The sequence below is a fragment of the Paraburkholderia caribensis genome (assembly GCF_002902945.1).
Classification (GTDB): Bacteria; Pseudomonadota; Gammaproteobacteria; order Burkholderiales; family Burkholderiaceae; genus Paraburkholderia; species Paraburkholderia caribensis.
In genome coordinates, this window is record NZ_CP026103.1 from 314,074 (window position 1) to 339,195 (window position 25,122).

Below are 25,122 nucleotides of genomic sequence, written 5' to 3' on the forward strand. Positions count from 1 at the left end.
CGATCCGTCTCAGGCGGCTGCCTTGGACGACTCCAGGAAGTCCTGCGCAAAGCGCTGCAACACGCCGCCCGCTTCGTAAATAGACACTTCCTCCGCCGTATCCAGACGGCACGTGACGGGCACGTCGATGCGCTCGCCGTTCTTGCGATGAATCACGAGCGTCAGATCCGCGCGCGGCTTGCGCTCGCCGATCACGTCATACGTCTCGGTCCCGTCGATACCCAGCGCGAGCCGGTTCACGCCCGGCTTGAACTCGAGCGGCAGCACGCCCATGCCGATCAGGTTCGTGCGGTGAATGCGCTCGAAGCCTTCCGCCACGATCGCTTCGACACCCGCGAGCCGTACGCCTTTCGCCGCCCAGTCGCGTGACGAGCCCTGGCCATAGTCCGCGCCCGCGATGATGATGAGCGGCTGCTTGCGGCCCATGTAGGTTTCGATGGCTTCCCACATGCGCGTGACCTTGCCCTCCGGTTCAATGCGTGCCAGCGATCCCTTTTTCACCTGACCATCGACGATTGCCATTTCATTGATCAACGTCGGATTGGCGAACGTCGCGCGCTGCGCGGTGAGGTGGTCGCCGCGATGCGTCGCATACGAGTTGAAGTCCTCTTCGGGCAGGCCCATTTTCGTGAGGTATTCGCCCGCTGCGCTGTTGGCGAGAATCGCGTTCGACGGCGAGAGGTGGTCCGTCGTGATGTTGTCGCCGAGCACGGCGAGCGGGCGCATGCCTCGCAACGTACGTTCGCCTGCCAGCGCGCCTTCCCAATACGGCGGACGGCGAATGTACGTGCTTTGCGCGCGCCAGTCGTAGAGCGGGCTGATCGGCTCGCCACTCGCGGCCGTGACGGCGAACATCGGCTCGTAGACCTTGCGGAACTGCTCGGGCTTCACGCTCTGCCTGACGATCTCGTCGATTTCCTCATCGCTCGGCCAGATGTCCTTCAGATAAACCGGTTTGCCGTCCTTGTCGGTGCCGAGCACATCGCGCTCGATGTCGAAACGGATCGTCCCTGCAATCGCATACGCGACGACGAGCGGCGGCGACGCGAGAAACGCCTGCTTCGCATACGGATGAATGCGGCCATCGAAGTTGCGATTGCCCGACAGCACGGCTGTCGCGTACAGATCGCGGTCGATGATCTCCTGCTGGATTGTGGGATCGAGCGCGCCCGACATGCCGTTGCACGTCGTGCACGCGAACGCGACGATGCCGAAGCCGAGTTTCTCCAGATCGGGCAGCAGGTTCGCTTCCTGCAAATACAATTCGACGGCCTTCGATCCCGGCGCCAGCGACGACTTCACCCACGGCTTGCGCTTCAATCCGCGTGCATTCGCGTTGCGCGCGAGCAAGGCCGCCGCGATCACGTTGCGCGGATTGCTCGTATTGGTGCAGCTCGTGATCGCCGCGATGATGACGGCGCCGTCGGGCATCTGCCCCGGCACTTCTTCCCATTTGCCTGCGATGCCGCGTTCAGCGAGATCGGAGGTCGGCAGACGCTTGTGCGGATTCGACGGCCCCGCCATGTTGCGCACCACCGTCGACAGATCGAACCTGAGCACGCGCTCATATTCGGCATGCTTGAGCGAATCGGCCCACAGGCCAGCCGCTTTCGCATACGTTTCGACAAGCTTCACCTGTGCGTCGTCGCGGCCCGTGAGGCGCAGATAGTCGATGGTCTGTTCGTCGATGAAGAACATCGCGGCCGTCGCGCCGTATTCTGGCGCCATGTTGGAGATCGTCGCGCGGTCGCCGAGCGTGAGGCTCGACGCACCTTCGCCCCGAAACTCCAGATACGCGCCGACTACTTTTTCCTTACGCAGGAATTCTGTCAACGCGAGCACGATATCGGTTGCGGTGATGCCCGGCTGACGTTTGCCCGACAGCTCGACGCCGACGATATCCGGCAAGCGCATCCACGATGCGCGGCCGAGCATCACGTTCTCCGCTTCCAGGCCGCCGACGCCGACGGCAATCACGCCGAGCGCATCGACGTGCGGCGTATGGCTGTCCGTGCCGACGAGCGTGTCGGGATACGCGACGCCATCGGCAGCATGAATGACGGGCGACATCCGCTCCAGATTGATCTGGTGCATGATGCCGTTGCCCGGCGGGATCACGTCGACGTTCTTGAATGCCTTCTTGGTCCAGTTGATGAAGTCGAAGCGGTCTTCGTTGCGCCGGTCTTCGATTGCGCGGTTCTTCGCGAACGCATCCGGGTCGAAGCCGCCGCACTCGACAGCGAGCGAGTGATCGACGATCAGCTGAACGGGCACGACGGGGTTCACCTTGGCCGGGTCGCCGCCCTGATCGGCAATCGCATCGCGCAGTCCCGCGAGATCGACGAGCGCCGTCTGGCCGAGAATGTCATGACACACGACGCGCGCAGGAAACCACGGAAAATCCAGCTCGCGCTTGCGTTCGATAATCTGCCGCAGCGAATCGGTCAGCGTCGCGGAATCGCAGCGGCGCACGAGGTTCTCGGCATGCACGCGCGACGTGTAGGGCAGCTTGTCATAAGCGCCCGGCTGGATCGCGTCGATCGCGGCGCGCGTGTCGAAGTAATCCAGCGAAGTGCCGGGCAGCGGTTTGCGGTGTGCAGTATTCATGGCGTAGGGACACATGCGATATTGATCGTGAGCCGGCGTGCGTGAACACGCCTGGCTCCGTGTGGTGGCCGGGCTTGCCGTCCACGTGTTTCTTGCGAAGTGTAGCGCTTCAGCGGGCGCCGGGTGTAGCGGCGCAAACATAAAGAGCGCATAAAAAGCAGCCTTGGCTCGCGGGTATGACGAACCAAGGCCGAACAGGATTGCGGCTCTCGCACCGCACTTCCAGGAGTCGAGTTGCCCGGTCAGGCGCGCTTCGCGAGCGGCACGAACGCGAGATCGTCGGGACCCGTGTAATTTGCGCTGGGTCGAATGATCTTGTTGTCGACGCGCTGCTCGATGATGTGCGCGGCCCAGCCGGACGTGCGCGAGATCACGAAGAGCGGCGTGAACATGGCCGTCGGCACGCCCATCATGTGATACGACACGGCGCTGAACCAGTCGAGATTCGGGAACATCTTCTTGACGTCCCACATCACGCTTTCGAGGCGCTCGGCGATCTCGAACAGCTTCGTGTTCGACGCTTCCTTCGACAACTTCTTCGCCACGTCCTTGATCACCTTGTTGCGCGGATCGGAGATCGTGTACACGGGGTGGCCGAAGCCGATCACGACTTCCTTGTTCTCGACACGGCGGCGGATGTCGGCTTCCGCCTCATCCGGCGTCTGGTAGCGCGACTGGATCTCGAACGCGACCTCGTTGGCGCCGCCGTGCTTCGGGCCGCGCAGCGCGCCGATTGCGCCCGTGATGGCCGAATACATGTCCGAGCCCGTGCCCGCGATCACGCGGCCGGTGAACGTCGATGCATTGAATTCGTGCTCGGCATACAGATTCAGCGACACGTGCATCGCATCCACCCACGACTTCGGCGGCTCCACGCCATGCAGCAGATGCAGGAAGTGGCCGCCGATCGAATCGTCGTCGGTTTCGACTTCGATCCGCTTGCCGTTGTGCGAGTAGTGATACCAGTACAGCAGCATCGAGCCGAGCGAGGCCATCAGCTTGTCGGCGATATCGCGCGCGCCCGGCAGGTTGTGATCGTCTTTTTCCGGCAGCACGGTGCCCAGCACGGACACGCCCGTGCGCATCACGTCCATCGGATGCGCGGCGGCGGGAATCCATTCGAGCGCGGCCTTCACGTTCGCGGGCAGGCCGCGCAGCGCCTTGAGCTTTTTCTTGTAAGCGGCGAGTTCGGCGACGTTGGGCAGCTTGCCGTGCACGAGCAGATACGCGATCTCCTCGAATTCGCTGGCGCCAGCGATATCGAGAATGTCGTAGCCGCGGTAGTGCAGGTCGTTGCCCGTCTTGCCGACCGTGCAAAGCGCGGTATTGCCCGCCGTCACGCCCGACAGGGCCACGGATTTCTTCGGCTTGAAAGCGCCCGCGCTCGTTGCGCCGTTGTCTGCTTCGCTCATGTGTCTTCCTCCAGGTGCCATTACTTGTGTGCGGCGAACAGCGCGTCGAGCTTGTCTTCGTACGCGTGATAGCCAAGGTACTTGTACAGATCGTCGCGCGTTTGCATCGTCGGCACGGCGGCCTTTTGCGTGCCGTCGCGCAGCACGGTTTCGTAGAAATTGAGCGCCGCCGCATTCATCGCGCGATACGCGCCGCAGCAGTACAGCGCAATGTCGACGTTCGCTTCGCGCAGTTCCGTCGTCGTGAAGAACGGCGTCGACCCGAACTCGGTCAGGTTCGCGAGAATCGGCACCTTCACGGCGGCCTTGAAGCGGCGATAGTCGTCGAGTGTTTTCATCGCTTCGGGGAAGATCATGTCCGCGCCTGCTTCGACATACGCGACGGCACGCTCGATCGCGGCATCGATGCCTTCGGCGGCGGCGGCATCGGTGCGCGCCATGATGACGAACTGATCGTCGGTGCGCGCGTCGACGGCGGCTTTCACGCGGTCCACCATCTCTTCCGTCGCGACGACTTCCTTGTTCGGGCGATGCCCGCAGCGCTTCTGACCGACCTGGTCTTCGAGGTGAACGGCCGCGACGCCCGCCTTGATGAACGAGCGGACCGTGCGCGCGATATTGAAGGCGCCGCCCCAGCCCGTGTCGATGTCGACGAGCAGCGGCAGGTTGGTGGCGTCGGTGATGCGGCGGGCGTCCGTCAGTACGTCGTCCATCGTGCTGATGCCGAGATCGGGTACGCCAAGCGAATTCGCGGCAACGCCGCCGCCCGACAGATACAGCGCCTTGAAGCCGACGGCTTCCGCCATCTTCGCGACGTACGCGTTGATCGCACCGACGACCTGCAGCGGTTGTCCTTCTGCGACGGCCTGGCGGAATGCCGCGCCGGCGCTGGTGGGTTGTTTGGCTGGGTTCACTGTGAGGCTCCGTTGTTTGCGCAGCTTTATCTGCAAGTGGCGTGCCATGCAGCTCGGCATCGCTAAGTCTCTGATTTTGCGGGGCACACATCCGAACGGACGTTCGCGGAAATTTCAAAAGTGAAATCGTTAGTTTCGGTTATGAAATTAGGCGCGCATAATGGAACATCCCGCTTTTGAACGGATCGCTCCGATGAGCACGCCTTCCACCATTTCCAACCCGCGCCCGCGCATCTGGGCGATGGGCATCAGCCGTCTGCGCGATCTGTTCGTCGATATCGCCAGCGAGTACGCGGGCCGCGCGGAGCTACGGGTGGTGGCGCGCGGCTTCGACGACGCCATGCAGGAAATCGACGCGGCGGGCGCGGAGCGTCCCGACGTGATCGTTGCCGGCGGCTCGAACGCCGCGTACCTGAAGGCGCGCGTCGACGTCCCCGTGGTCGCGATCACGCCGACGGGCTTCGACGTGATGCAGGCGCTCGCGCGCGCGCGGCGCGACGGCAATTCGGTGGCGCTGGTCACGCACGGCGAGACGCCCGACGAGGTGAAGCGCTTCACGGCCGCCTACGGCATCGACGTGATCTTCGCGTCGTACCGCTCGACGGAAGACGCGGAGGACTGCGTGCGCGACCTGCAGGCACGCGGCGTCGATGCCGTGGTCGGGCCGGGCCATGTGACCGATCTGGCGGAGCGCGCGGGCCTGGGCGCTGTGTTTCTGTACTCGCGCACGTCGGTGCGCAGTGCGTTCGACACCGCTCTCGAAGTCGCGCAGGCTACGCGTGCGGAGGGCGTGCGGCGCCAGCGCCTCGATAACCTGCTGCAGCACCTGCGCGATGGCGTTGTCGCACTCGACGCGCAGGGACGCGTCGAAGCGATCAATCAGCGGCTTGCGGACGTGCTCGGCATCGACGCGGCGAGCGCCGCTGGCGTGCCGTTGCAGAGGCTGGCGCCGGATCTCGCCAGTGCGCTGCCCGATGCCGACGGCGATACGCTGGTGTCCGTGCGCGGCACGAGCTATCTCGTGCATCGCGGGCCGCTGGCGGGCGCGGGCCATGCGGCGGGCACGGTGTTGACGTTCCAGGAATCGCGCGCTGTCGAACGGCTCGATCGCACGCTGCGTTCGCGGCAGCGCGGACAGCAGTTCACCGCGCGCTACCGGCTCGACGATCTGGTCGGCGAATGTCCGTCGATCGAGCGCGTGCGCGCGCTGGTGCGGCGCTACGCAAAATCCGACGCGACCGTGCTGATACTCGGCGAAAGCGGCACCGGCAAGGAAATGGTCGCGCAGAGCATGCATCGGCTGAGCGCGCGGCGCGACTTCGCGTTCGTCGCCATCAATTGCGGCGCGTTTCCCGAGGCCTTGCTGGAAAGCGAGCTGTTCGGCTATGAGGAAGGCGCGTTTACGGGCGCGCGCAAGGGCGGCAAGGCGGGCTTGATCGAAGCCGCGCATCGCGGCACGCTGTTTCTCGATGAAATCGCCGAGATGCCGCTGCCGCTGCAAAGCCGGCTGCTGCGCGTGTTGCAGGAACGCGAAGTGGTGCGGCTCGGTTCGACGGAACCGACGCGTGTCGACATACGCGTGGTCGCTGCGACGCACCGTGCGCTGACGGAAGGTGTCGAGGCCGGGACGTTTCGCGCCGATCTCTACTACCGGCTGAACATTTTGAGCATTGCGCTGCCGCCGTTGCGCGAGCGCACGACGGACGTATTGCCGCTCGCCGCCGAACTGCTGTTGCAGGCGGCCGCGCGCGAGCCGAGGCTGGCGGCGCGCGTTTCTGATCTGGAGGCGGCGACGCGCGTGCTCGCGCAGATCGGCGAACCGTTGCGCCTCTATGCGTGGCCCGGCAATGTGCGCGAGTTGCAGAACGTGATCGAGCGGATCGCCGTCGAACTCGCCGACACGGAAGGCGACACCGCCGACGTCTTCACGCGTGAGATGCTCGATGTCGTCGCGCCCGAACTGGCCGCGTCACCGGCGCCGCAAAAGAAGGATGCGTTGACGTTGCGCGAGCGCAGCCGTCATGTCCAGGCGGACGAAATACGCGCGATGCTGGCAGCGTGCGGCGGCGACCGCGACGCCGCGTGCAAGGCGCTCGGTATCAGCAAGACCACGCTGTGGCGCAAGCTGAACGCAATTCAATGAGCAGCGTGCTCACCAGCCCATGAGTGCAGTGGCAAACAGACCCACTGCCACGACGGCCATGCCGATCGTGAGCTTTTGCAGCCAGCGCTTTTTCGTGAGCAGCGTGATCGCGGCGAGCGCGATGGAGATCTGAATGAGCGTCGTTGCCTGCGCCCAGCGGTGATGCTGATGCTGCAACGCCTCGCTCACTTCATTGTCCTTCTTCACCTGGTTTTCGAGCGTCTCCGCCTGCTGTCGAATCGGCTCTTTCTCGGTCTTATAGCGCTGCGTGTCGGTGACGAACTTTGCGTGCGCGGATGACGCCGGATCGGTCAGCGCGGCGCCCAGCTCGGCGAGATTCTGTTTCTCGCCCTTGGCCTGATAGTAGGCCCACTGGTTTGCGGCTTCCGTCTTGAGGATCGCTGCCTCGTTCTTGTAGAAGAGCGCCTGGTTTTCGTTGGCGCCGCTCTGATACGCCGCAATCGCGCCGACGCTCGCCAGAATGGCCGTCATGACAGCGAGGCGCGAAGCGTTGCGGTCGCCGCCATGGCCGCCTGCATGCTCGATCGCATGATCATGCGGGCCGTGCACTTCGTATTCGTCTGACATCGTGGTTCGAAAAGTCGAAAAGCCGTCAGCATACCGCAGCGTGCGCCGGGTAAAAAAGCGACGACGAGCCGGTGTTGTATCCCGGCAATTCGCTATGCTGCAGAGCGGGACACGCGATTCAGCACTGGAGCCTGCGCTGCGCGCGATATTCCGTCGGCGAAGTCTTCATATGCCGCCGGAAACTGCGCGCCAGATGGTCGCCGCTGGTCAGGCCGGCGCGCTTCGCCACCTTGTCGACGGGCAGGTCGGTTTCAATCAGCAGATTGCAGACGACCTGAAGCCGCGCATGCATCAGATAGTCGGAAGGCGTCATGCCGAGTTCGCTTCTGAAGTGACGCAGGAGGCTGCGCTCGCTCATCGCGGCGACCTGTGCCGCATCTTCTATCGTGACCTGACGGCGGCAGTTATCCTGCAGCCAGTGCGCGGCCGCGCGCACTTTCTCCGCGGGCGTGCTGCCGACCACATCCTCGAAGATCGCATTGAGCACGTCGTGCGAGCAGATCGACAGACCTTCGGCGACGCGGCGCGCCATGCTGTCGCCCATGTCGCGGCGAATCAGCTTCAACGCGCCTGTGAGCGCGTCGTGGAGACTTTGCGATCTCATTTTGCATTCGCCGGAAAGGCGCGCCGCGCTTCCTTGCGAACCACGTTCCTGTTCATTCTGTTCGCTGTACGCGTGACCATCGAGACCGGGCAGCGGCGCGCCGATGAGCCGCACGTCGGCCGCCTTCGAGCGCGCGCGGTTGATCCACGCAATAAGCGGCACGGCGCGCGAGTCGATGCACGCATCCGCGCCGACAATCGCGAAGATCGCGTCGAATTCCTGGCCGGTGTGCATATCGAATGATTCCGCGCTGACGAGCAACGCGGCGGCACTGGCGATATACCCGTCGTGGTCCGAGAGCGTGGTGATCTGATAGAACCACTGGATGGGGCCGCGCGCCGACAACTCGCTCGCGGCTTCGAATGCATTGGCGATGACGCTGGCGCTCAGCAGGTCGAAGCCGTCGAACAGCACGACAGCGATGCGCCGCAGTCGCCGGGGAATCACGTCCGTGCCGTCGGCAGCTTGCGTTTCGAGTCCTGGAGACTGACGTGTCGACATCATTTCTTCCCCAACCTGAATGAACAGGACCAGATCATCGAGGACCGACACCGATACGGGAAGCCTTCCGCGCGATGCCTATGCGAGAAAGGCTCCCATTTGCTCGCTAACTGTTCATGCTGCCTCGATAAATCGATCGGCGAATGTCGGCGAGCGCACGCAACGCGATGAATTTTCGAAGAACAGCAGTGTTCCCCCATTGACAGTGAATCGCGCATTCATACTCGTGCTCGCAATCTGCAGATCACTCGCTGACAGTTGGCTGACGTCTTCTCAGCTTTCGCGAGAAACGCAGCCTCTCTGCTGCGTCGCCATGATTTCGACGAGCATCGCGCGATAGGTCGAATGGCAACGGCCGGCGGCGTGAAGGATCTCGTCCAATGCCGCGCGCGCGGACGCGGCGTCGTGCTGGCGCGTTGGGTCCGAGAGCGCGAGTATGGTCCGCAGGGTGTCGCGTTGCTGGCTCACCAGCATACGAAGCGCGCTGCCGAAGCTATCCTGCTGGCTGGATGTGAGGCTCATGGTGGTTCCGTTGGGCATGTACATAATGGCAAAACGTTTGGACAGCAGATCTTGTTCCCAGGCTCACATCGACGTTTCGTTACTTTCCAACGCCGATATCGATTCCGCGCGAATGCCTCGCCCTTTGTCTTTGTGAATGGCTTGCGCGATCTTCAGGTAGCTCTCTGCCGTGTCGTGCAACGTATAGCCATCCAGCGCGCGGTACGCGCGGGGCACGCGCAGCGCGTTAACCAGTGCGCGCGCATAGGTGGAAGGGTCTTTCGTGTCGACGAGCGAAACGCCCGGGAAATCGCGGGCAAATTCGAATGCTGCAATGCGGCTCGCGACGACGGGAACACCCGACGCCAACGCTTCGAGAAAGCCAATGCTATGTGCTTCTCTGAGCGAGGGCATCGCAAAGACTTGCGAGGTCTGCAGAATAGCCGCGACATTCGATGCTGGACCGCACAGCGTCACTCGCCCGTCCAGCTTCAAACGCTGCACGAGATTCACGGCCATATCGTGGTAAGCCGGATCTTCTATCACGCCATGCAACACCAGTCGCGCATCAGGCTCCTGTTGCAGCACGAGTTCAAACGCGTTAATGGTTTCCAGTTGTCCCTTGTCGACGACGTAGCGGCCCAACTGAACAATCTGCTGTGACGCGCCGCGACCGGCCACGGACGACGGAGTCATGGGCGTTTGGAAGCGCGGCAGATCCACGCCGTTGGGAATCACCGTGACGAGCGGATGCGGCCCGACTTCACGCAGATAGTCGAGCGTATTCTGCGGCGAGACGCCGACCACGGCCTTCGCGCGATGGGAAAGCATGCGCTCGGCCCACCGGAGTTTCGGGTTGGCGAAGTCATTGGAGCCCGAGTGCATCACATAGACGACTGGCACGGCAATGGGAAGAAGACGCACATAGAGTGCGGCTAGCGTCGCGTGCGCGATGATCACGTCCGGTCGAAATTTCCGTACGCAGCGCCATAAATGCATGAGACGCCCAATACGTCCTTGCGGCGATTCGGGAAAGTCGCACAGCACGTCGGCTGCCGCGAGCTCGCTGCGGCTAAGATCGAAGTCCGCCAATTGCGGCTGCATCGACGCGATGCAGACTGCGTGGCCAGCCTCCCTGTGCTCGACTGCGACACCCTTTGCCAAAATCTCCGCACCGGACAAACGTGGCGCGTAGACGACCTGTAGTATCCGCACTTTTCACCGTCTCGAATTGGGCGTGATCCTGGAGAACCGTGTCTCTTGTTTATCCTGCAGTGCACGGTTGCGTGGGTCAATCGTCATCTGTAGTAACCGACATGAGTGGATATACCATAGTCGATCGAGACATTGCGATTCGGTCAAGCACTAGTTGTTGCTGGACACGGGTACTCGTTCGGAGAACTTTTCCCTTTCCGCCCCGAAATGCGAGTGGGAGCACTCCTCAACATAGTATTGCAATGTCTCTACTGAACCAGGCGATCGAGCCAGAGCGTTTCCGAGTAAACGGCTGGCAACGGAAAACCTTCCATCGGAATACTTTGCAAGTCGTTCCCGTTGAATGCGTATCGCACGAGTTCACCATTACCGGCCGAGAAGAGCGTGTTGGCGAGTATCGCGTCCGCGCGCGAGTAGAAGACCAGCGCTGTGCGGTTTTTATCGCGGAGCAGGGCGGGCGCGGCGTCCTGCCACCGAAGATCGCGCAGATAGGCGAGTAGGACGGGCGCGGTGTCACGATGCTGTACGTGCCATTTCCATACATCCACGCCGCCGGGTTCCTGGAAATGCGGCACGGTCATCACAATCGCTGCGTCGGCGCTGGTGTCGCTCGTAAAGCGGGTAAAGTCACGCTCGAATTGAGCGGGCACAACGGACGCCGCGCCAAAGCTCCAGTGTTCCTTGTCGACGCTGAATGTGGTCACGGCCACGCGACGGTTATCGTCGGCGGATTGCACGGCGACGAAGGTTGCCGTGTCTTTGCGAGTGCTGCCCACGGTGAGCAACTGCACGTTGGAATTCAGATTGTTCGGGGCAGGCACTTTTGTCTGCTGGATATGCCCGGCCTGATCGGAGCTTATCGTCCATAGATCGACAGCCTGGTCCGATCGCTGCACTGCAACGAGGATCTTTTCGCGCGATGTGTCTCTCGGTGAAAAGGCAAGGTACTGCTGCACGCGTGCAGCCGGAATGCTTTTGTCGCTTTGAAACCAGAGAACGGGAGCGGAAAAGTGATTGCCATTGCTGCGCAACAACCAGAAGGCGGACCCGCCGTCTCTCGGCGTGACGACCATGAGGTCCGCCCGGCCATCGCCATCGAAGTCGCCAATCAGAAAGCGCGCGCTGTCGAAACACAACGTGTCGGCGTCGCATGTCGGCATCGTCGCGCGGCTATCGAAGCGCACGGCATTCGCGTACCAGTTCTCGGGCTCATCAGGTTTGCTTAAGATTGAAGTCTGAACATAGATGTCGAAGCCGGGTCCGTCGGAACGTCTTTGCACGTAGACGGCAGAAGTCGTCCCGTCTCCCGTCACGTCGCCGTACATTGCGCCCGTCAAACGCAGGTCAGTCGACCATGCCGGACGCGCTGTGGACCAGCGGTAGCGCGTCGTCATGGAGGCACATCCTCTGATGCGAAGGCGGTTGTTCTCTTCTCCGAGGCAGCGGCGCGAGGGTGTGAATATCAGACCAAAATCCCACGGAGTCCAGCGCTGCGACACATTCCATTCTTCGCATGGCTCTTCAGCGAGTGTGCCGTCGTGTTCGGCGACGCATTGCCCCGTCGAGACGGACACGAGTGCCGCATTGTGCTGGTTGCCTGCATATGCGGCGCGCGGTTCCCATTTCCATTGCTGGCTGACCGACCTGTCGCAAGGCGCGAGTTCGGGGCCGCGCGTATTGCCTCGCGACGTCAGGCATTGACTGGAACCCGTATTAAAGAGAACAGAAGGAATGGCGACAAAATCAGACCTGGCGCGAAGTGTGGTGTCGTGGCGCGAATAGTTGCGCAAAATCCAGTTGCCGTCCCATTGGTACTCGCCGAACACATGCGCGAAGTCGCCACCGTCGATCGAGAAATAGCTCGCCGCGATGTCGCGCTTGCGTTGTGCTTCTTCGCCGAACAGCGTGGCGGGCCAGGTTCCTGTCGGATACGTGCTGTAGAAGGCAATGGGAATGGCGCGCCCTGATGTTTGCGCGACATGGCGTGTCATGCGGGCGGCGTAGATATGATCGGGATGCTCGATAAACGGCACCGTATCAGGGTTCAGCGTCGCGATTCGCGTCGCGTCCTGCAGTATCGTTTTGAGAACGAGGGAAAGCGAATCGCGTGTGTAACGCGTTGCCGCCAATTCTCCATGTCCCATCGGAAAGGTTGTGAGTGTTGCGCCCTGATCCCAGAGCAGCGCAAGCGGCGCGCGGCCGCCGCGGACCGCGCCGCCAGGAAGCCTCAATTCAAGAAGCCGCACGCGCGGTTGCGCTTTCAATATGAGCTGGAACACCGGCTTGCCAGCTATTTGCACTGTCGACTCTTCCCATGTATTTGCGACTCCTGCAAGACGCGCATAAGCGAGTCGCGAGGCTTCCTCACGCTTTTGCACATAGGCGAAATTGGCGCCGTTAGCGCCGCCGATCAGATGTACAGTAGTGACGCACCATCCCGCGCGTAGCCGCTCGCTGATAGCGGGCTCGACGAACAGCAGATCGTCGTCGAGGTGTGCGACGACCGTCACGAGCGTGCCCGCGCTGCAATCGGCGGACGACGCACGTGCAGTCCCGACGAGAACGAAGCACATGCAAAGAACAAACAGGACATAGCGTGACAATCGGAAAAGCCCGAGTGGCGACGTGTTCATATGATTGCGATCGTCCCTTTTTTCTTGGTGTTGTCCCCGAGAGCCTGCATCGGACGGATGAAGTAGCCTCGGTTTGTTGACTATTGCTATTACAACCGTCTTTTTCTTACTGTTTGAAAGGCAATCATCTTTTTCGCAAAAAGAACATTGCGGTCACTGATTCCGTATAAGCGCGAAGGCCAGTCTATATTTGTGAGCCTTTCTTTAATAGAGCGGAGTTCTCCCGGGTCGATCGCGGATTGCAGTTCATCGAGCAGCCTTTAATGGACAGATTGCAGTCGTCAGTGGCAATTCATACCAACACAGCCTTGTGCCCGTAATAGAGTGAGTGGCGCTGACGCAGCGTTCGTCAGTGGTCTGGAACAATTCAGTAACGGTATCCCGACGGGTTTGCGCGTCGTGCGTTTCTGCCAATAGCGGTGTTTTGAGGACGTCATGCGGATGCTGTTCGTTATCGGTCACCTCGGTGACTACCACGTGCCGCGCTATGAAGCGCTGATGCGGCTTGCGGCGAGGCGTGGCGATGAAGTCTGTCTGGTCGAGGTGTTCGGGCGGTCGGGTTTCTACTCGTTTCCGCAAACGCGGCGCGCGTCGTTTTTCGCGCAACGTCACGAGTGCGTCACCACCCTGGAGAATGATGTCAGTGACGCTGGCGGACGCTGGCTGAATGTCTTCGCGCGGCTCACGGCGATCATCCGGCGGATCGAGCCGGATGTCGTGGTCACGTTGGGCTACGACACGCCTTACTCGTTGTGGCTCTGTTTCGTCAGAAGGTTCACGAGACCGTTTGGTCTGATCTACATGTCGGACTCGAAGGCCGACGACGGCGCGCGCAGCAGCCTCAAGGAATGGCTGAAGCGCGGGTTGGTGCGCCGCTTCGACGCCGCCCTGGTCGCGGGAGAAAGGCATCGCGATTACGCGGAGTTTCTCGGCATTCCGCGCTGGCGCTCGCGGGTCGGTTTCGATGTGATCGATGTCGACCAGTTTTCGCGCCGCGCAGCGGCTGCGCATGCCGCTGCCGACGACGTTCGCCGTATGCGCGGCTTGCCGCAGCGCTATGTGCTCTGCGTCAGCCGCTTCGTAGCGCGCAAGAACGTGGATGTCGTCATCGACGCGTTTGCGCGTTCCCGTCTTGCGGATCATGCAATCGAACTGGTTCTGGTTGGGCAGGGGCAGGATGAATCCATGCTGAGAGCCCTCGTATCGCGGCTCGAACTCGAAAAGAGCGTGCGCTTTCTCGACGCCCTGCCCAACGGCGACATGCCTGCGATATACGGTCTTGCGGATTTCGTCGTGCTCGCCAGCGAGTTCGATCAGTGGGGACTCTGCATCAACGAGGCATTCGCGGCGTCGCGAACGGCGATCGTCACGCATACATGCGGCGTGGCGCGTGAGCTGGTCGTGAACGAGACGAACGGTTATGTCGTCGATCCGGGCAACGCGGACATGCTCGCCGCGCGCATGCGAACCCTCGCACTGGACGATGTGCTGCGCGAACGTTTATCTGCCCGCGCGCGGCTCGCCGTCGAGCAATGGAAACCCGCCACGTTCGCGAGCAATCTGATGGAACTTGCCGATTGCGTGCTCGATTCCGATCAGGTCATCTCGCGAGCAGAGCATGAGTGAAACACATCGCGACACCATTGCACACGGAGACAATCATGGATGAGCCGGAGAGCTTCGGAGCGCGCACGCCGTTCCAGTTATGCACGATGGCCGAGGAGCATGACGAAGCGCTCGCGGATGTCATGGCGTTGGCAGAAGCGAACAGCGAGCTCGATCTGCGTGCGGCCATCGACACCCTCGCTGAGATCCACGAACTCGTGAAGGGCTATCTCGTGCCTTGAGTCGAGAACATGCGGCAGATGGCGTCGCGCAACCATGCGATGCCGAGGTCGGCGGAAAACTGCATATGCATGTGCACCTGAATTTCGATGGGGGGCAATGAAAATGGCAGCGGCAGGATTCGGAATGCCTTGTTTCGATTGAACCGCTGCGCAATGCTTTTGGGAAAGATGACAGCGAGGTCGGTGTTCTGGACGATCTCCGGCGCAACCACGAAATGCGGCAGCCGCAACACGATATCGCGGCGCAGATTCAATTCCTCCAGCCATTGCTCGACCATCCGGTGACCGGTCGCGTTCGTGCTCGCATAGACATAACGTAAAGCGGCAAGGTCGTCCTTGGTCGGATTGCGCTTGCGTAGCGGATGTCCCGCTCGCACCACACACACATGCTCGTCCACGAACAGCGTCGTGCTGATGCACGCCGGGTCCAGCCCCGGCACATAACCCAGCGCGAGATCGATCTCGCCGCTTCGCATCGCGGCGCTCACGGCATCCACGGAGAAGTTCGCGACCTCGACGCGTATGCCAGGTGCGGTTCTGTCGATCATCGCGAGCAGCGGCGGCAGAAAATAGAACTCTGACATGTCGGACATCGACACGCGGAACACGCGGTGTGCCGTCGCTGGATCGAATTTCGCCAGTTGTTGGACCGCGACGTTGATGATGCCGAACGCCTGCGCGAGCGGCGCGTGCAGGCGCACAGCGGCGTCGGTGGGCACCATGCCCGTCGGCGTGCGAACGAACAGGGGATCGTCGAACATCGTGCGCAAGCGGCGCAACGCGTGACTGACGGCGGGTTGCGTGAGTCCGAGCCGCGCGCCCGCCGCCGTGAGGCTGCGCAGATCGGCAATGGCCAGAAACACGCGCAGAAGATTCAAGTCCGTGATGCCGGGGTGCGTCTTTGTCATGTCGTCCGGAACCTGTCCGTGGCGGCGCGCGACCCGTTTGCGGTCGAACGCGCCTCGCTGTTGGACCGAACTCGCATGCCCGCGTTCGGCGCTTTCACTCGCGCGTCAGATTACCGTAAATGCTGTACATCGGGTAATGCGGCGTGGCTCCGCTATAGGGCGGAAACGAATCGAAATCCGCCTTCATCCGCGCACGCACGGGCGACGCGAGCGCGGCGTCGAGTGAAGCGGCATCGTCGAATACGACCTTGTTGCGTTGCATGGCCGTTGCGCGCGGGTACTTCAAGGCCGAGCGATAGTCGATGCGCGTATAGATCTCCAGTTCGCGAATGCCGGGCAGTTGCGTCATCAACGGTGGATGATGCGTCAGATAATGCGTGAGCCATGCGTTGAAGTCGTCCGCTTCGCCTTCATAGCTGACGAGGTAGGTGCAACGTTCGTCTCGTGCGTCGACTGCATGCGGCGTCGGGAAATGGCGCACGGCCATTGCCTGCTGGAGGAGTGTGCAGGTGTCCATGCTTGCGGCGATGCTGTCGGCGGCGGACTGTATTGCGCTGCCCGGTTGCAGCGCGGCTTCGAGCCGTTCGAGATCGTCGAAATACCATTGCGTTACGCAGAACGGTGCCGATGTGTCGTGCCCGTCGCGCCCGGCAGGAAAATGCAGCACGAAGCGCCGCAAACCTGCCACGTCATGCGCGGCCGACTGCAAACGCGAGATATTCGCCCCATCGAACGCGCCGCGCCCGTGACCGCGTTCGCCAATCAGAAAGAAGCAGACTTCCACGCTTACCTCGCACACTGAGTGGAAAGGGATGCTGCCGCCACACCCGGCCGCGCGAGACGATGAAACTGCCGCGCGAAATAGATCAGTCCATCGCCATCCTGACGGACCGAAATCGTGTCGATCTGTACGAACATCACCGAGTGCGATCCGACGCTTTTGAGTTCGACGATCGTACCTTCGAGATTGGCAATGGCATGCGAAAGCACGGGCACGGCCGAGCGTCCCGGTTTCCATGCGTGGCGTGCGAAGCGCTCGTCCATCGGGCACGAAGTCATGCCCGCGAAGTCGCGCGCGAGATCCTGATACTCGCCGGCGAGCACGTTGATGCACACGTTGCGGTTCTCGCGCAGTACGTCGTGCATATAGCTGGCCTGGTTGATACAGACGAGCATCGTCGGCGGCTCGTCGGTTACCGAGCAGACGGCGCTCGCGGTGAGGCCACAGCGTCCGCTCGGCCCGTCGGTCGTAATGACGTTGACGGCAGCGGGCAGGCAGGCCATCGCGTCGCGAAAGCGCCGCTTCATGTCTTCGTTCGTCATCGTTTGCTCTTCGTGTTCGATCGTGCGTTGCATCAGGGATACGGCGTGACGGGCGGTATGCCGACGAACAGCGCACCCGACGCGTCATACGTGCCCTCGCCGAGAAACGCGTGCTGCGTCACGACGATCGAGTCGCGCACCAGACGCTGCAAGCGGCTCTCGCGATAAATCGCGGCGATGCCCGCCATCTGATACGCCTGCATGACTACCTCGGCGCATACGTGGGCCGCATGCGTCGCGCTCAGGCGCATCAGATTCGCCTGGTCGGGCGTGACGGGATCGCCAGCGAGAATCGTGTCCCACGCCGCTTGTGCCGACTCATAAAAGAACGCACGCGCGCTGCGCCACTGCGCTTCCGCTTTCGCGAGACCCGAGCGGTAGTAGCCTCGGTCCGCGAGACGCGGCGCGCCCGTCGTCGTTTTTGTCGCGCCGGACATATCCGTCAGCAGATCGAGCGCGGCGCGCGCCAGCCCGACGTTCACGGCGGCATGCACCTGCGCCTGATACGCGACGGCGGGATAGCGATACAACGGCTCGTCGATCAGCGCGTGGCCGCCGCGCACGAAGGTCCATCGAGCATCGACGAACTTGTCGCGCAGCCGCAGATCGTGACTGCCCGTGCCCTGCATGCCGACCACGTTCCAGTTGTCGACGATCTCGACCTCGCTAGCGGGAAACACGGCGGTGAACGGCTTGCCCGCGCCCGCATCGCCCGAGTTCGCGGGCGTGCCGCCAATACCGACGCCGATCCAGTCCGCGCCTTTGCAGCCGCTCGCGAACCGCCACTGGCCGCTGACCTTGTAACCGCCCGGCACCTGGACCGCAGGTTGCAGCGGATAGAGACCGCCGGCAAAAACCTGGTCCGGTCCTTTTGCGTAGATCTGCTGTTGCGTTTCGACAGGCAGCGAGGCGAGGTACGTATTCGCCGACCCGAACGCGGCGACCCATGCTGTCGAACCATCCGCGATCGCGATACGTTCGAGGGTCGCGAGAAACTGCGGCGGCGGCAGCGCGTCTCCGCCGAAACGACGCGGCGTGCTCGCACGGTAGATGCCCGCGCGCTTCATCTTCGCGATCATGTCGCGCGGCACATGCGAGAGCTGATCGAACTCGTCGCGGCGCCGTTCGATTTCTTCGATCAGAACGTCGAGCGAAATGGGACCGGCATACTCGGGATACGGCTCGCCCTGGTCGATGAAGCGCGGTTCGTGGGCGTAAGTCGAAATGCTGTGAAGGCTTTGCATGATGAATACGTATTGAGTGGAATGGAGAATGCGATCAGGCGGTGACGGGCTCGGCGCCCTGTTTTGCCTGCTGCCGTGCGGCGCGTGGAAAGGTTTCGGGCGCGATGCACGTCGCGATTACCGTGACGAGCGCGAGCGCAACGAGATAGATCGCGACGGGTGTGGCGCTGCGATAGTGAGCGAGCAACGCGGTTGCGATCATCGGCGAAAGGCCGCCGCCGAGTACCGACGAAATCTCGCGTCCAATGCCGAGCCCCGAGAAGCGCAGATGAACGGGCAGCAGTTCGCTGATGAATGCGGGCTGCGCGCCTTCGAGAATGCCGAGCGTGACACTGTTGGCGAGAATCAGCGCGGCAATCACTTTCCACAGCACGCCGGAGGCGAGCAGCGTGAAATACGGATACGCGACCAGCACCATGGCAATGGCACCCGCGAGATAGACCGGCTTGCGTCCGATCTTGTCGGTGAGATGTCCCATCAGAAGCGACATGGGGATCATCAGCAGCATCGACAGCGTGAGCCCGCCGAGAATCCATGTCGACTTCAAACCGAGAAACTGACCATACGCTATCGAAAACGCGAAGAAGATGTACGACGCGCCGCCTTCGCCGAAGCGCAGGCCGAACACGGTCAGTACCTGACGCGGGCAACGGCGCAATACCTCGACGATCGGCATGCGGCTTTCGCGGTGTGTCGCCTTCACCGCGACGAAATCGGCGCTTTCTTCCACCGAGCGGCGCATCCAGAGTCCGAGCACCACGAGCACGACGCTGCACAGGAACGGCACGCGCCAGCCCCAGCTGAGGAAGTCGTCGGGCGATAGCGTCTGCGCGAGCAGGAATGCCGCTGTCGACAGCACGAAGCCGAATGCCGCGCCGCTGGGGCTCCATGCGGCAAGCGCGCCGCGCCGCGAGGCGGGCGCGCTTTCGTGAATCATCAGAATGCTGCCGCTCCATTCGCCGCCCGCAGCGAGCCCCTGCAGAATGCGCAGTAGCACGAGAGCGATGGGTGCCGCGATACCGATCTGCTGATACGTCGGCAGCAACCCCATGCACATGGTCGCGACACCCATCGTCAGGAGCGTGAGCATCATCACCGTCTTGCGTCCGTAGCGGTCGCCGATATGGCCGCACAGCACACCGCCGACAGGCCGCGCAATAAAGCCCACCGTGAAGCCGCCGAATGCCGCGATCGTGCCCGTCAACGGGTCGCTGCCGACGGGAAAGAACAGCTTGCCGAACACGAGCGCGGCGGCCGTTCCATAGAGAAAGAAGTCGTACCACTCGAGTATCTGGCCGAGCACGGCTGTCGTCACCGCACGGCGGACGGTGCTTGTCTTGCGTAGGGGAGAGGAAGAGGAAAGCGTGGCTGTCGCGTGAGGATTCATGGTGTTGGGCTGAGCAAGACGTTGAAGTTTCCGCTTCCCGATCATGGAGACGGGCAAGGCGACCTGGCGATTCAGACAGACATGGGCGAACGATAGGAGCGTGCGAAAAGACCGTCAAATTCAGGCCAAAAATGGGCGACATAAATGGCATTCATGTCGTGCGCGCAGGCATCGGCACGTGTGAGGGCGCAAATAGAACACGCTTATCGCCTCTGTTCTATTTGACTGATTTGACCGCGCATAACGGCGAACCTGGATTGCGGTCCTCGTAACAGCCGCGGCGCAATCATCATTCGCTGCGTCATTCAATCGAAGCAGTCGGGATGAACGGGATGACGAATTCATGAGAATCGGATCAGCAGCATTGGCCGCCTTGACGGTGGCCGGGTGTGCATTCGCCGGCGCGGCGCACGCGCAGCGTTCGGTGACGATGTATGGCATCGTCGACGATGGGTTCAACTGGACCTCGAATGCGGGAGGTCACAATCTGTACAACGTGTCGAGCGGTGTCATGCAGGCGAGCCGCTGGGGGCGGCGCGGCAGGGAAGATCTCGGCGGCGGGCTCGCGGCGCTCTAGCGGGGCACACGGTCGCGGTGGAAGGGCGGGCGGTGCGGCCTGTCGCGGGTTATCCGCGCAATCCGAAGCGCTGTTTGCAGACGGCCCCGGCATTCCCGACGAAACGGTGCTGCCGCGTGATCAATGAAGCGGATTGCGCCAGTGCATCCATCGTGGTTGCCCCGGCGCGCGATTTCGATGGAATAAGCGTCTGCGCTCAGGTGTTCTGGTAAGGCAAACCACGTTACCGCCTTACCTCTACCGGACCGTCATCATGCTTCCTTGCGCCTCGTACTCCAGCAACGTCATTCGCGCGATGCGCACCGGCGCGCAGCAGATCGTGTACCGGGCGGCGCTGGGTTGCGTCGTTCTGACCTCACCCTTTGCGGCGAACGCCGCCGATGCAACGCCACCTTCGCTAGTGCCTGCCGGCGCCCAGCCGTTCGCCGTCATGACGGCGACAGGCGTGCAGATGTATTCCTGCGAGTTCGATAGCGGGCATCGTCTCGGCTGGGTGTTCCAACATCCGGAAGCCACGCTTTATGACGGCGCGGGTCAGGCGTCGATCCAGCATGGCGCGGGCCCGTCCTGGCAGGCGGCCGATGGCAGCCGGATCGTCGGCCGCGTGGTGGCTCAGGCACCGGGTGCGAATCCGAACAGCATTCCACAACTGCTGCTCGAAACGCACAGCACCGCCGAAGGCAGTTTGTCTGTCGCGCGATTCGTGCAGCGCCTCGACACAGCGGGCGGCGTGTCGCCTTCCGAGCCTTGTGTACGTGAGCATCAGTCGGGCAGCTCGCCGTATTTCTCGCGATACATTTTCCTGAAGTAGCGTTGTGTCCATGTCGCGCGCACCTGCAGATGCGCGCGACGTGACCCGACACGAGCAATGCGGGTACTAGGGCTTGTAACCGTCCGTCAGCGTGTTCATGAACGCGATGATGTCCTGGATCTCATCGTCGGTCATAGCGGGCTTTTCGCCCAGTTTGCGGTCAAACGGCGCGTCGGCGACGTCGATATTCGCGTGGTACTTCTCGGGCAGATCATCGTACTTTTCCGGCTTGCCTGCTGCATCGAGCGGATAGATCTTTTCGGGACTCGTATTGCGCAGGTTATAGAAGTCCATCACCTGCTTCAGGTCGTGATAGACGCCGTTGTGGAAAAAGGTGTGCCGCGTGGCGACGTTGCGCAAGGTCGGCGTCAGGAACATGCCACAGTACTGCGTGAGCGTCGCGGCGTCGGCGCGGAAAGGACCGCATACGCCCATGTCGTAGAAATTCCGGTCCTTGTTGATGGCCAGATTGCGATTGCGCGGCACGCCCAGTGCCTCGTATTGCGTGTCGGTGAAAAGCGGCGGCAAATGGTCGGCCGTCGGCTTGCTCAGATGGCATCCTGCACAGTTGGCCTTGTCAGGATCGTTGAACAGACGCAAGCCGCGCAGCTCCGCTTGTGTCAGACGGGCCTTGCCCTGGAGCCAGTAGTCGTACTTGCTCGTGAAGCGATGAAAGGATGGGTCTTCGAACTCGTAGCGTCCCACCGCGAACATCGCTTCATCGACGAGCAGATCGGGCTGGTTGATGACCCCGTCGCCGAACAGCTGCTTGAACTGGTCGAGATACTTCGCATTCAGCAGCTTGTGCACGACCTCGCCCGTGCTCTTGTTGGCCATTTCGACGGGATTCAGCATCGGGCCGATTGCCTGATCCTGCAATGTGCTCGCGCGGCCGTCCCAGAACAGGCCGCCCTGCGGGACGAGCGCGGGTGCCGCGGGCGCAACGCCTGCCGTTTTCACCGCGCGTTGCGTGCCGCCTGCTGCCGTGGCCAATTGATCGAGCGTGACGGGCGCGGCGTCCATGTCGTTCTGGTCCGGGCCAATCGAGAACGGCGCCTGGCGGTACAGGTAAGCAAGCGACGGCGGCGGCCGGTAGCCCGCGTCGGTCAGATGCGGACCGCCGAGCTGCACGGACAGGTCGTTCGGCGGCCCGTACGCACGCTCGGGGCTGTGGCACGACGCGCATGATTGCTTGCCCGACGCCGAAAGCGACGGGTCATTGAAAATCTGCTTGCCGAGCAGGGCAACCGCGCTCAACGGCTGGCTCGGTGGCACGTGTAACGCGACTGGCTGCGGATTCGCGCCGGTGATGTCTTCGACGATGGCGCCGATCGCAACAGGCATCCGCTCCGGATAGATTGCCGCATAAGCGATAAAGGCGGCGCAGCCGGCCGCAATGACGGCGACGGCCCAGCCGAGCGCTCGCAGAAGCTGTCGTCTGGCGCTGGCTGGGCGCGAGGGCTCGCCGGCAGGCAGTGAGGGCGGCAAGGCGGAGTTTGGAGAGCTCATGGCGATGATGGCAAAAATGATCCGGAAAAGACGTCGAGCCAGCACGTTGCCGCGCTGGCTCGACCCACTTCGAGTTATCTGGCGTCCCGCTGCAATGGCGCCGTTATCCGGCCATATGTGAAACGGGGCGGGACGCGCGTCGGCTTAGTTGGTCGCCGGTGCAGCGGCGAGCTTCGTACCAACGGTCGGGTCGAGGAAGACGGCCGGGTTGTTGCCCGCGCCGGTCAGGTTCAGCATGCTGCGGATATCGCCCGCCGTTGCGTCGAACGAACCCGCGCCGAGGCGCTTGCCGCTGAGCCAGTTGTCTTCGATGAACTTGACGACGGACGCCTGCGTGATTGGCGTGTGGTCGACGTAGTTCTGTTTTGCCCACGGCGAAACCACGAGGAACGGCGTGCGCGTACCCGGACCGCAACGGCCGTTGACCACACCGCCGTTGATGCCGAGCGGCTGCGTCGCGCCCGCGCTGGTGCACTGGCCCTGGCCCGACAGCTGGTCGGCGCCCGTGAAGGTCGCCGTCCCGACGTGGGTGACGAGCGTGGTATCGAACGACGAGCTCTTGATGGTCGGCACGACGTGGTCGTACCAACCGTCGGAGTCGTCGTAGGCGATCACGACGAGCGTGTTCTTCCAGTCAGGCTGCTGCTGCAGGAAGTTCGTGACCTTCACGACGAATGCCTGCTCGTCGAGCGGGTCCGAATTGCCCGGATGGCCGTCGCCGATTGCCGGTGCCTTCAGGAAGCTGACCGACGGGAAGTTGCCCGCCTGCACAGCCGCGAAGAAGTCATCGCTGTCGTATTGGTGGTGAACCGGCGTGGCCGTGTTGTCGAGCGTCGGCTCGGTGTAGCCGATCATCGCCATCGAGCTCGGACGCTGGTGGGTCGGATTGGCCGTCGACGGGTAGTACTGGAACCACGCGTGGTGCTGGACATAGTCGACCGGCGCGCTGCCAAGCACGTCCGACCACGTCGAGCGCTGGCAGCCCGTCGTACCGTTCGCGTTGACGGTCTGCAGGTTGAAGCCGCCCATGAATCCGCCCCACGTGATGTTCGCAGCGTTGAGCAGATCGCCGATGTTCTTGCCGCCCATCATGCCCGTCGGGCCGGAAGTCGCGGTTTGCGCGGCGGCCGTGCAGGTGTCGGTGGTCGGGTCGAGGTCGCCGATCATCGTGACGCCTCCCTGTCCGTCAGGAATCGCGTTGTTGCTGGTCGTGACGGTCGGGTTCTTCGGATTCGGCGTGAGCGTCAAGCCCTGATTCTGGCCCGAGATCACTTCGATGGCGCCCGGTGTCGACGGACCAAACGTGTCCGTCCACGCGTTGTCGTTCATCGCGAAGTTCTGTGCGAGGTTCCAGTACGCGGTGACCGTGTTGCCGTCGAAGTAGCCGAGCACCTGCGCCGATGAACCAAACTGGCCTGTGCTGCCGGCAATGATCGAACTGGCCGACGTGAAGAGCGGGAACGCGTCCATATTCAGGTTGTCGTCGGCAAGCTGTTCGGGCGCATAGCTGTGATTCTGGCTCTTCGTGTTTGCCTGGGAACGGTCGAGGCGGAACGGCTGCGCGGTGGTCGTGGTCAGCGCGGCGCCCAGTGTCGGCGGCGTGGTCGTCTGGCCGTTCACCGTCGCGGCGACGATGTTGGGCGAAGTCGCCTGCGCGTTCGGGTTAGCCGAGCCCGTCAGCCCAGCGGCGGCGAGCGTTGCGATATCCGTTTGCGTGCCGGACGCTGCCGTGAACGCCGGCTCGCCCGCCACGTTCTTTGCGCTCGGATAGGTGGCGAAATAGTGGTCGAAGGAGACGTTCTCGCCGAAGATCACAACGAGGTGCTTGATGGGCGTCGCGGTCGCCAGGGCGTTTTGCGCAGAAACGGCGGGCGGCGTCGACGTCGTCGTGTTGCTGTGCGAACTGCTGCCGCACGCGGCGATGGTCAACAGCGCCGCGACAGCGATCGCGCTGGGGAGTATTTTTCTGTAAAGCATTTCTCGGGGGGCTCCAGATTGCCGTTCAGCGCTCCGTTATGCGTGGAGTTGCTGGGTTTTTTTAGGTGGAATTGCAAGCTCACTTCAAGATGGAGGAGAAGCAACGGCATTGAATCATTCCCATATTGCGTAATCGAGAAACATTCCTTACCGGCCTATTACATACGTTTGCATTGCTATTGCTTTCGTTCTTATTCGGCGTGAAGCGCAGCGTATAGCCGGATACGGCCGCGGCCCTGGTTGAACCCGAGCTTTGGCTATTGATTTGCAGTTCGCTTTTAAGTGAGATGATCGGGTTTTCCCAATTCAATGATTAGTGATCCAAACATTCTGAAATGACGGGGCGGCGCGATTACGCCGAGTGCATTCTCAGCGCCGGCTGCTTCAAGACCTTTCGACACATTCAGTTCCATCGGCAGGG

At 62.3% G+C, this 25,122-nt stretch carries 19 protein-coding genes and 1 pseudogene; 5 read left to right on the top strand and 15 right to left on the bottom strand.

Annotated features, from left to right (window positions below; genetic code table 11):
- Positions 1-9: 9 nt before the first annotated feature.
- From acnD to prpB, 3 genes are all read right to left on the bottom strand, one after another.
- A complete protein-coding gene (gene acnD, locus C2L66_RS30915; RefSeq protein ID WP_060610013.1) occupies positions 10-2,607 on the bottom strand; it encodes a Fe/S-dependent 2-methylisocitrate dehydratase AcnD in 2,598 nt (865 codons plus the stop codon).
- Between the two features lie 242 nt (positions 2,608-2,849).
- Positions 2,850-4,019, bottom strand: coding sequence for a bifunctional 2-methylcitrate synthase/citrate synthase (gene prpC, locus C2L66_RS30920; protein WP_060610015.1), 1,170 nt, complete (start codon positions 4,017-4,019; stop codon positions 2,850-2,852).
- Between the two features lie 20 nt (positions 4,020-4,039).
- Entirely contained in the window at positions 4,040-4,933 is an 894-nt protein-coding gene (gene prpB, locus C2L66_RS30925) for a methylisocitrate lyase (protein WP_054931680.1), read from the bottom strand.
- A 193-nt stretch (positions 4,934-5,126) separates the two neighbouring features.
- On the opposite strand from prpB, the gene prpR reads away from it, so the two are divergent.
- Positions 5,127-7,076, top strand: coding sequence for a propionate catabolism operon regulatory protein PrpR (gene prpR / locus C2L66_RS30930; protein ID WP_060610733.1), 1,950 nt, complete (start codon positions 5,127-5,129; stop codon positions 7,074-7,076).
- Positions 7,077-7,085: 9 nt separating this feature from the next.
- Here the strand turns inward: prpR and C2L66_RS30935 are convergent, their stop codons facing one another.
- The 5 genes from C2L66_RS30935 to C2L66_RS30955 all read right to left on the bottom strand — a co-directional run bounded on the left by C2L66_RS30935 (position 7,086) and on the right by C2L66_RS30955 (position 12,311).
- Positions 7,086-7,664: a DUF4337 domain-containing protein gene (locus tag C2L66_RS30935; RefSeq protein ID WP_060610018.1), complete on the bottom strand. Its 579-nt coding sequence runs from the start codon at positions 7,662-7,664 to the stop codon at positions 7,086-7,088.
- A gap of 118 nt (positions 7,665-7,782) precedes the next feature.
- Entirely contained in the window at positions 7,783-8,820 is a 1,038-nt protein-coding gene (locus C2L66_RS30940) for a helix-turn-helix domain-containing protein (protein WP_060610019.1), read from the bottom strand.
- A 222-nt stretch (positions 8,821-9,042) separates the two neighbouring features.
- Entirely contained in the window at positions 9,043-9,291 is a 249-nt protein-coding gene (locus C2L66_RS30945; RefSeq protein WP_054931681.1) for a hypothetical protein, read from the bottom strand.
- A 63-nt stretch (positions 9,292-9,354) separates the two neighbouring features.
- Positions 9,355-10,485, bottom strand: coding sequence for a glycosyltransferase family 4 protein (locus C2L66_RS30950; RefSeq protein WP_060610022.1), 1,131 nt, complete (start codon positions 10,483-10,485; stop codon positions 9,355-9,357).
- Between the two features lie 248 nt (positions 10,486-10,733).
- Entirely contained in the window at positions 10,734-12,311 is a 1,578-nt protein-coding gene (locus C2L66_RS30955; RefSeq protein ID WP_233445122.1) for a ricin-type beta-trefoil lectin domain protein, read from the bottom strand.
- A gap of 1,248 nt (positions 12,312-13,559) precedes the next feature.
- Here C2L66_RS30955 and C2L66_RS30960 point away from each other — a divergent pair.
- Together C2L66_RS30960 and C2L66_RS30965 are read left to right on the top strand one after the other, a co-directional pair.
- A complete protein-coding gene (locus tag C2L66_RS30960; RefSeq protein WP_227247247.1) occupies positions 13,560-14,744 on the top strand; it encodes a glycosyltransferase family 4 protein in 1,185 nt (394 codons plus the stop codon).
- Between the two features lie 35 nt (positions 14,745-14,779).
- A complete protein-coding gene (locus tag C2L66_RS30965) occupies positions 14,780-14,965 on the top strand; it encodes a hypothetical protein (RefSeq protein WP_054931655.1) in 186 nt (61 codons plus the stop codon).
- On the opposite strand, the gene C2L66_RS30970 is transcribed toward C2L66_RS30965, so the two are convergent.
- The 5 genes from C2L66_RS30970 to C2L66_RS30990 all read right to left on the bottom strand — a co-directional run bounded on the left by C2L66_RS30970 (position 14,950) and on the right by C2L66_RS30990 (position 19,827).
- Entirely contained in the window at positions 14,950-15,873 is a 924-nt protein-coding gene (locus C2L66_RS30970; protein WP_054931656.1) for a LysR family transcriptional regulator, read from the bottom strand. The genes C2L66_RS30965 and C2L66_RS30970 overlap by 16 nt on opposite strands.
- Positions 15,874-15,967: 94 nt before the next feature.
- Positions 15,968-16,657 (bottom strand): EthD family reductase, encoded by a 690-nt coding sequence (locus tag C2L66_RS30975; RefSeq protein ID WP_060610031.1) that lies wholly within the window; start codon positions 16,655-16,657, stop codon positions 15,968-15,970.
- A gap of 2 nt (positions 16,658-16,659) precedes the next feature.
- Positions 16,660-17,229 (bottom strand): 4-hydroxyphenylacetate 3-monooxygenase, reductase component, encoded by a 570-nt coding sequence (gene hpaC / locus C2L66_RS30980; protein WP_409372664.1) that lies wholly within the window; start codon positions 17,227-17,229, stop codon positions 16,660-16,662.
- Positions 17,229-18,440: an acyl-CoA dehydrogenase family protein gene (locus C2L66_RS30985; protein WP_060610034.1), complete on the bottom strand. Its 1,212-nt coding sequence runs from the start codon at positions 18,438-18,440 to the stop codon at positions 17,229-17,231. The genes hpaC and C2L66_RS30985 overlap by 1 nt, the downstream gene beginning before the upstream one ends.
- A 34-nt stretch (positions 18,441-18,474) precedes the next feature.
- A complete protein-coding gene (locus tag C2L66_RS30990; protein WP_054931659.1) occupies positions 18,475-19,827 on the bottom strand; it encodes an MFS transporter in 1,353 nt (450 codons plus the stop codon).
- Between the two features lie 343 nt (positions 19,828-20,170).
- Here C2L66_RS30990 and C2L66_RS30995 point away from each other — a divergent pair.
- Positions 20,171-20,401, top strand: a pseudogene (locus tag C2L66_RS30995) (porin); the annotation flags it as partial.
- A 298-nt stretch (positions 20,402-20,699) separates the two neighbouring features.
- Positions 20,700-21,215 carry a DUF3455 domain-containing protein gene (locus C2L66_RS31000; RefSeq protein WP_409372680.1) on the top strand — a complete coding sequence of 172 codons (516 nt, stop codon included), beginning with the start codon at positions 20,700-20,702 and terminating at the stop codon, positions 21,213-21,215.
- 66 nt (positions 21,216-21,281) lie between these two features.
- Here the strand turns inward: C2L66_RS31000 and C2L66_RS31005 are convergent, their stop codons facing one another.
- Complete coding sequence (locus tag C2L66_RS31005; RefSeq protein ID WP_060610043.1) at positions 21,282-22,724, bottom strand: cytochrome-c peroxidase; 1,443 nt, start codon at positions 22,722-22,724, stop codon at positions 21,282-21,284.
- A 144-nt stretch (positions 22,725-22,868) separates the two neighbouring features.
- On the bottom strand, positions 22,869-24,701 hold the full coding sequence (locus C2L66_RS31010) for a phospholipase C (protein ID WP_060610045.1): 1,833 nt from the start codon (positions 24,699-24,701) through the stop codon (positions 22,869-22,871).
- Positions 24,702-25,122: the final 421 nt, after the last annotated feature.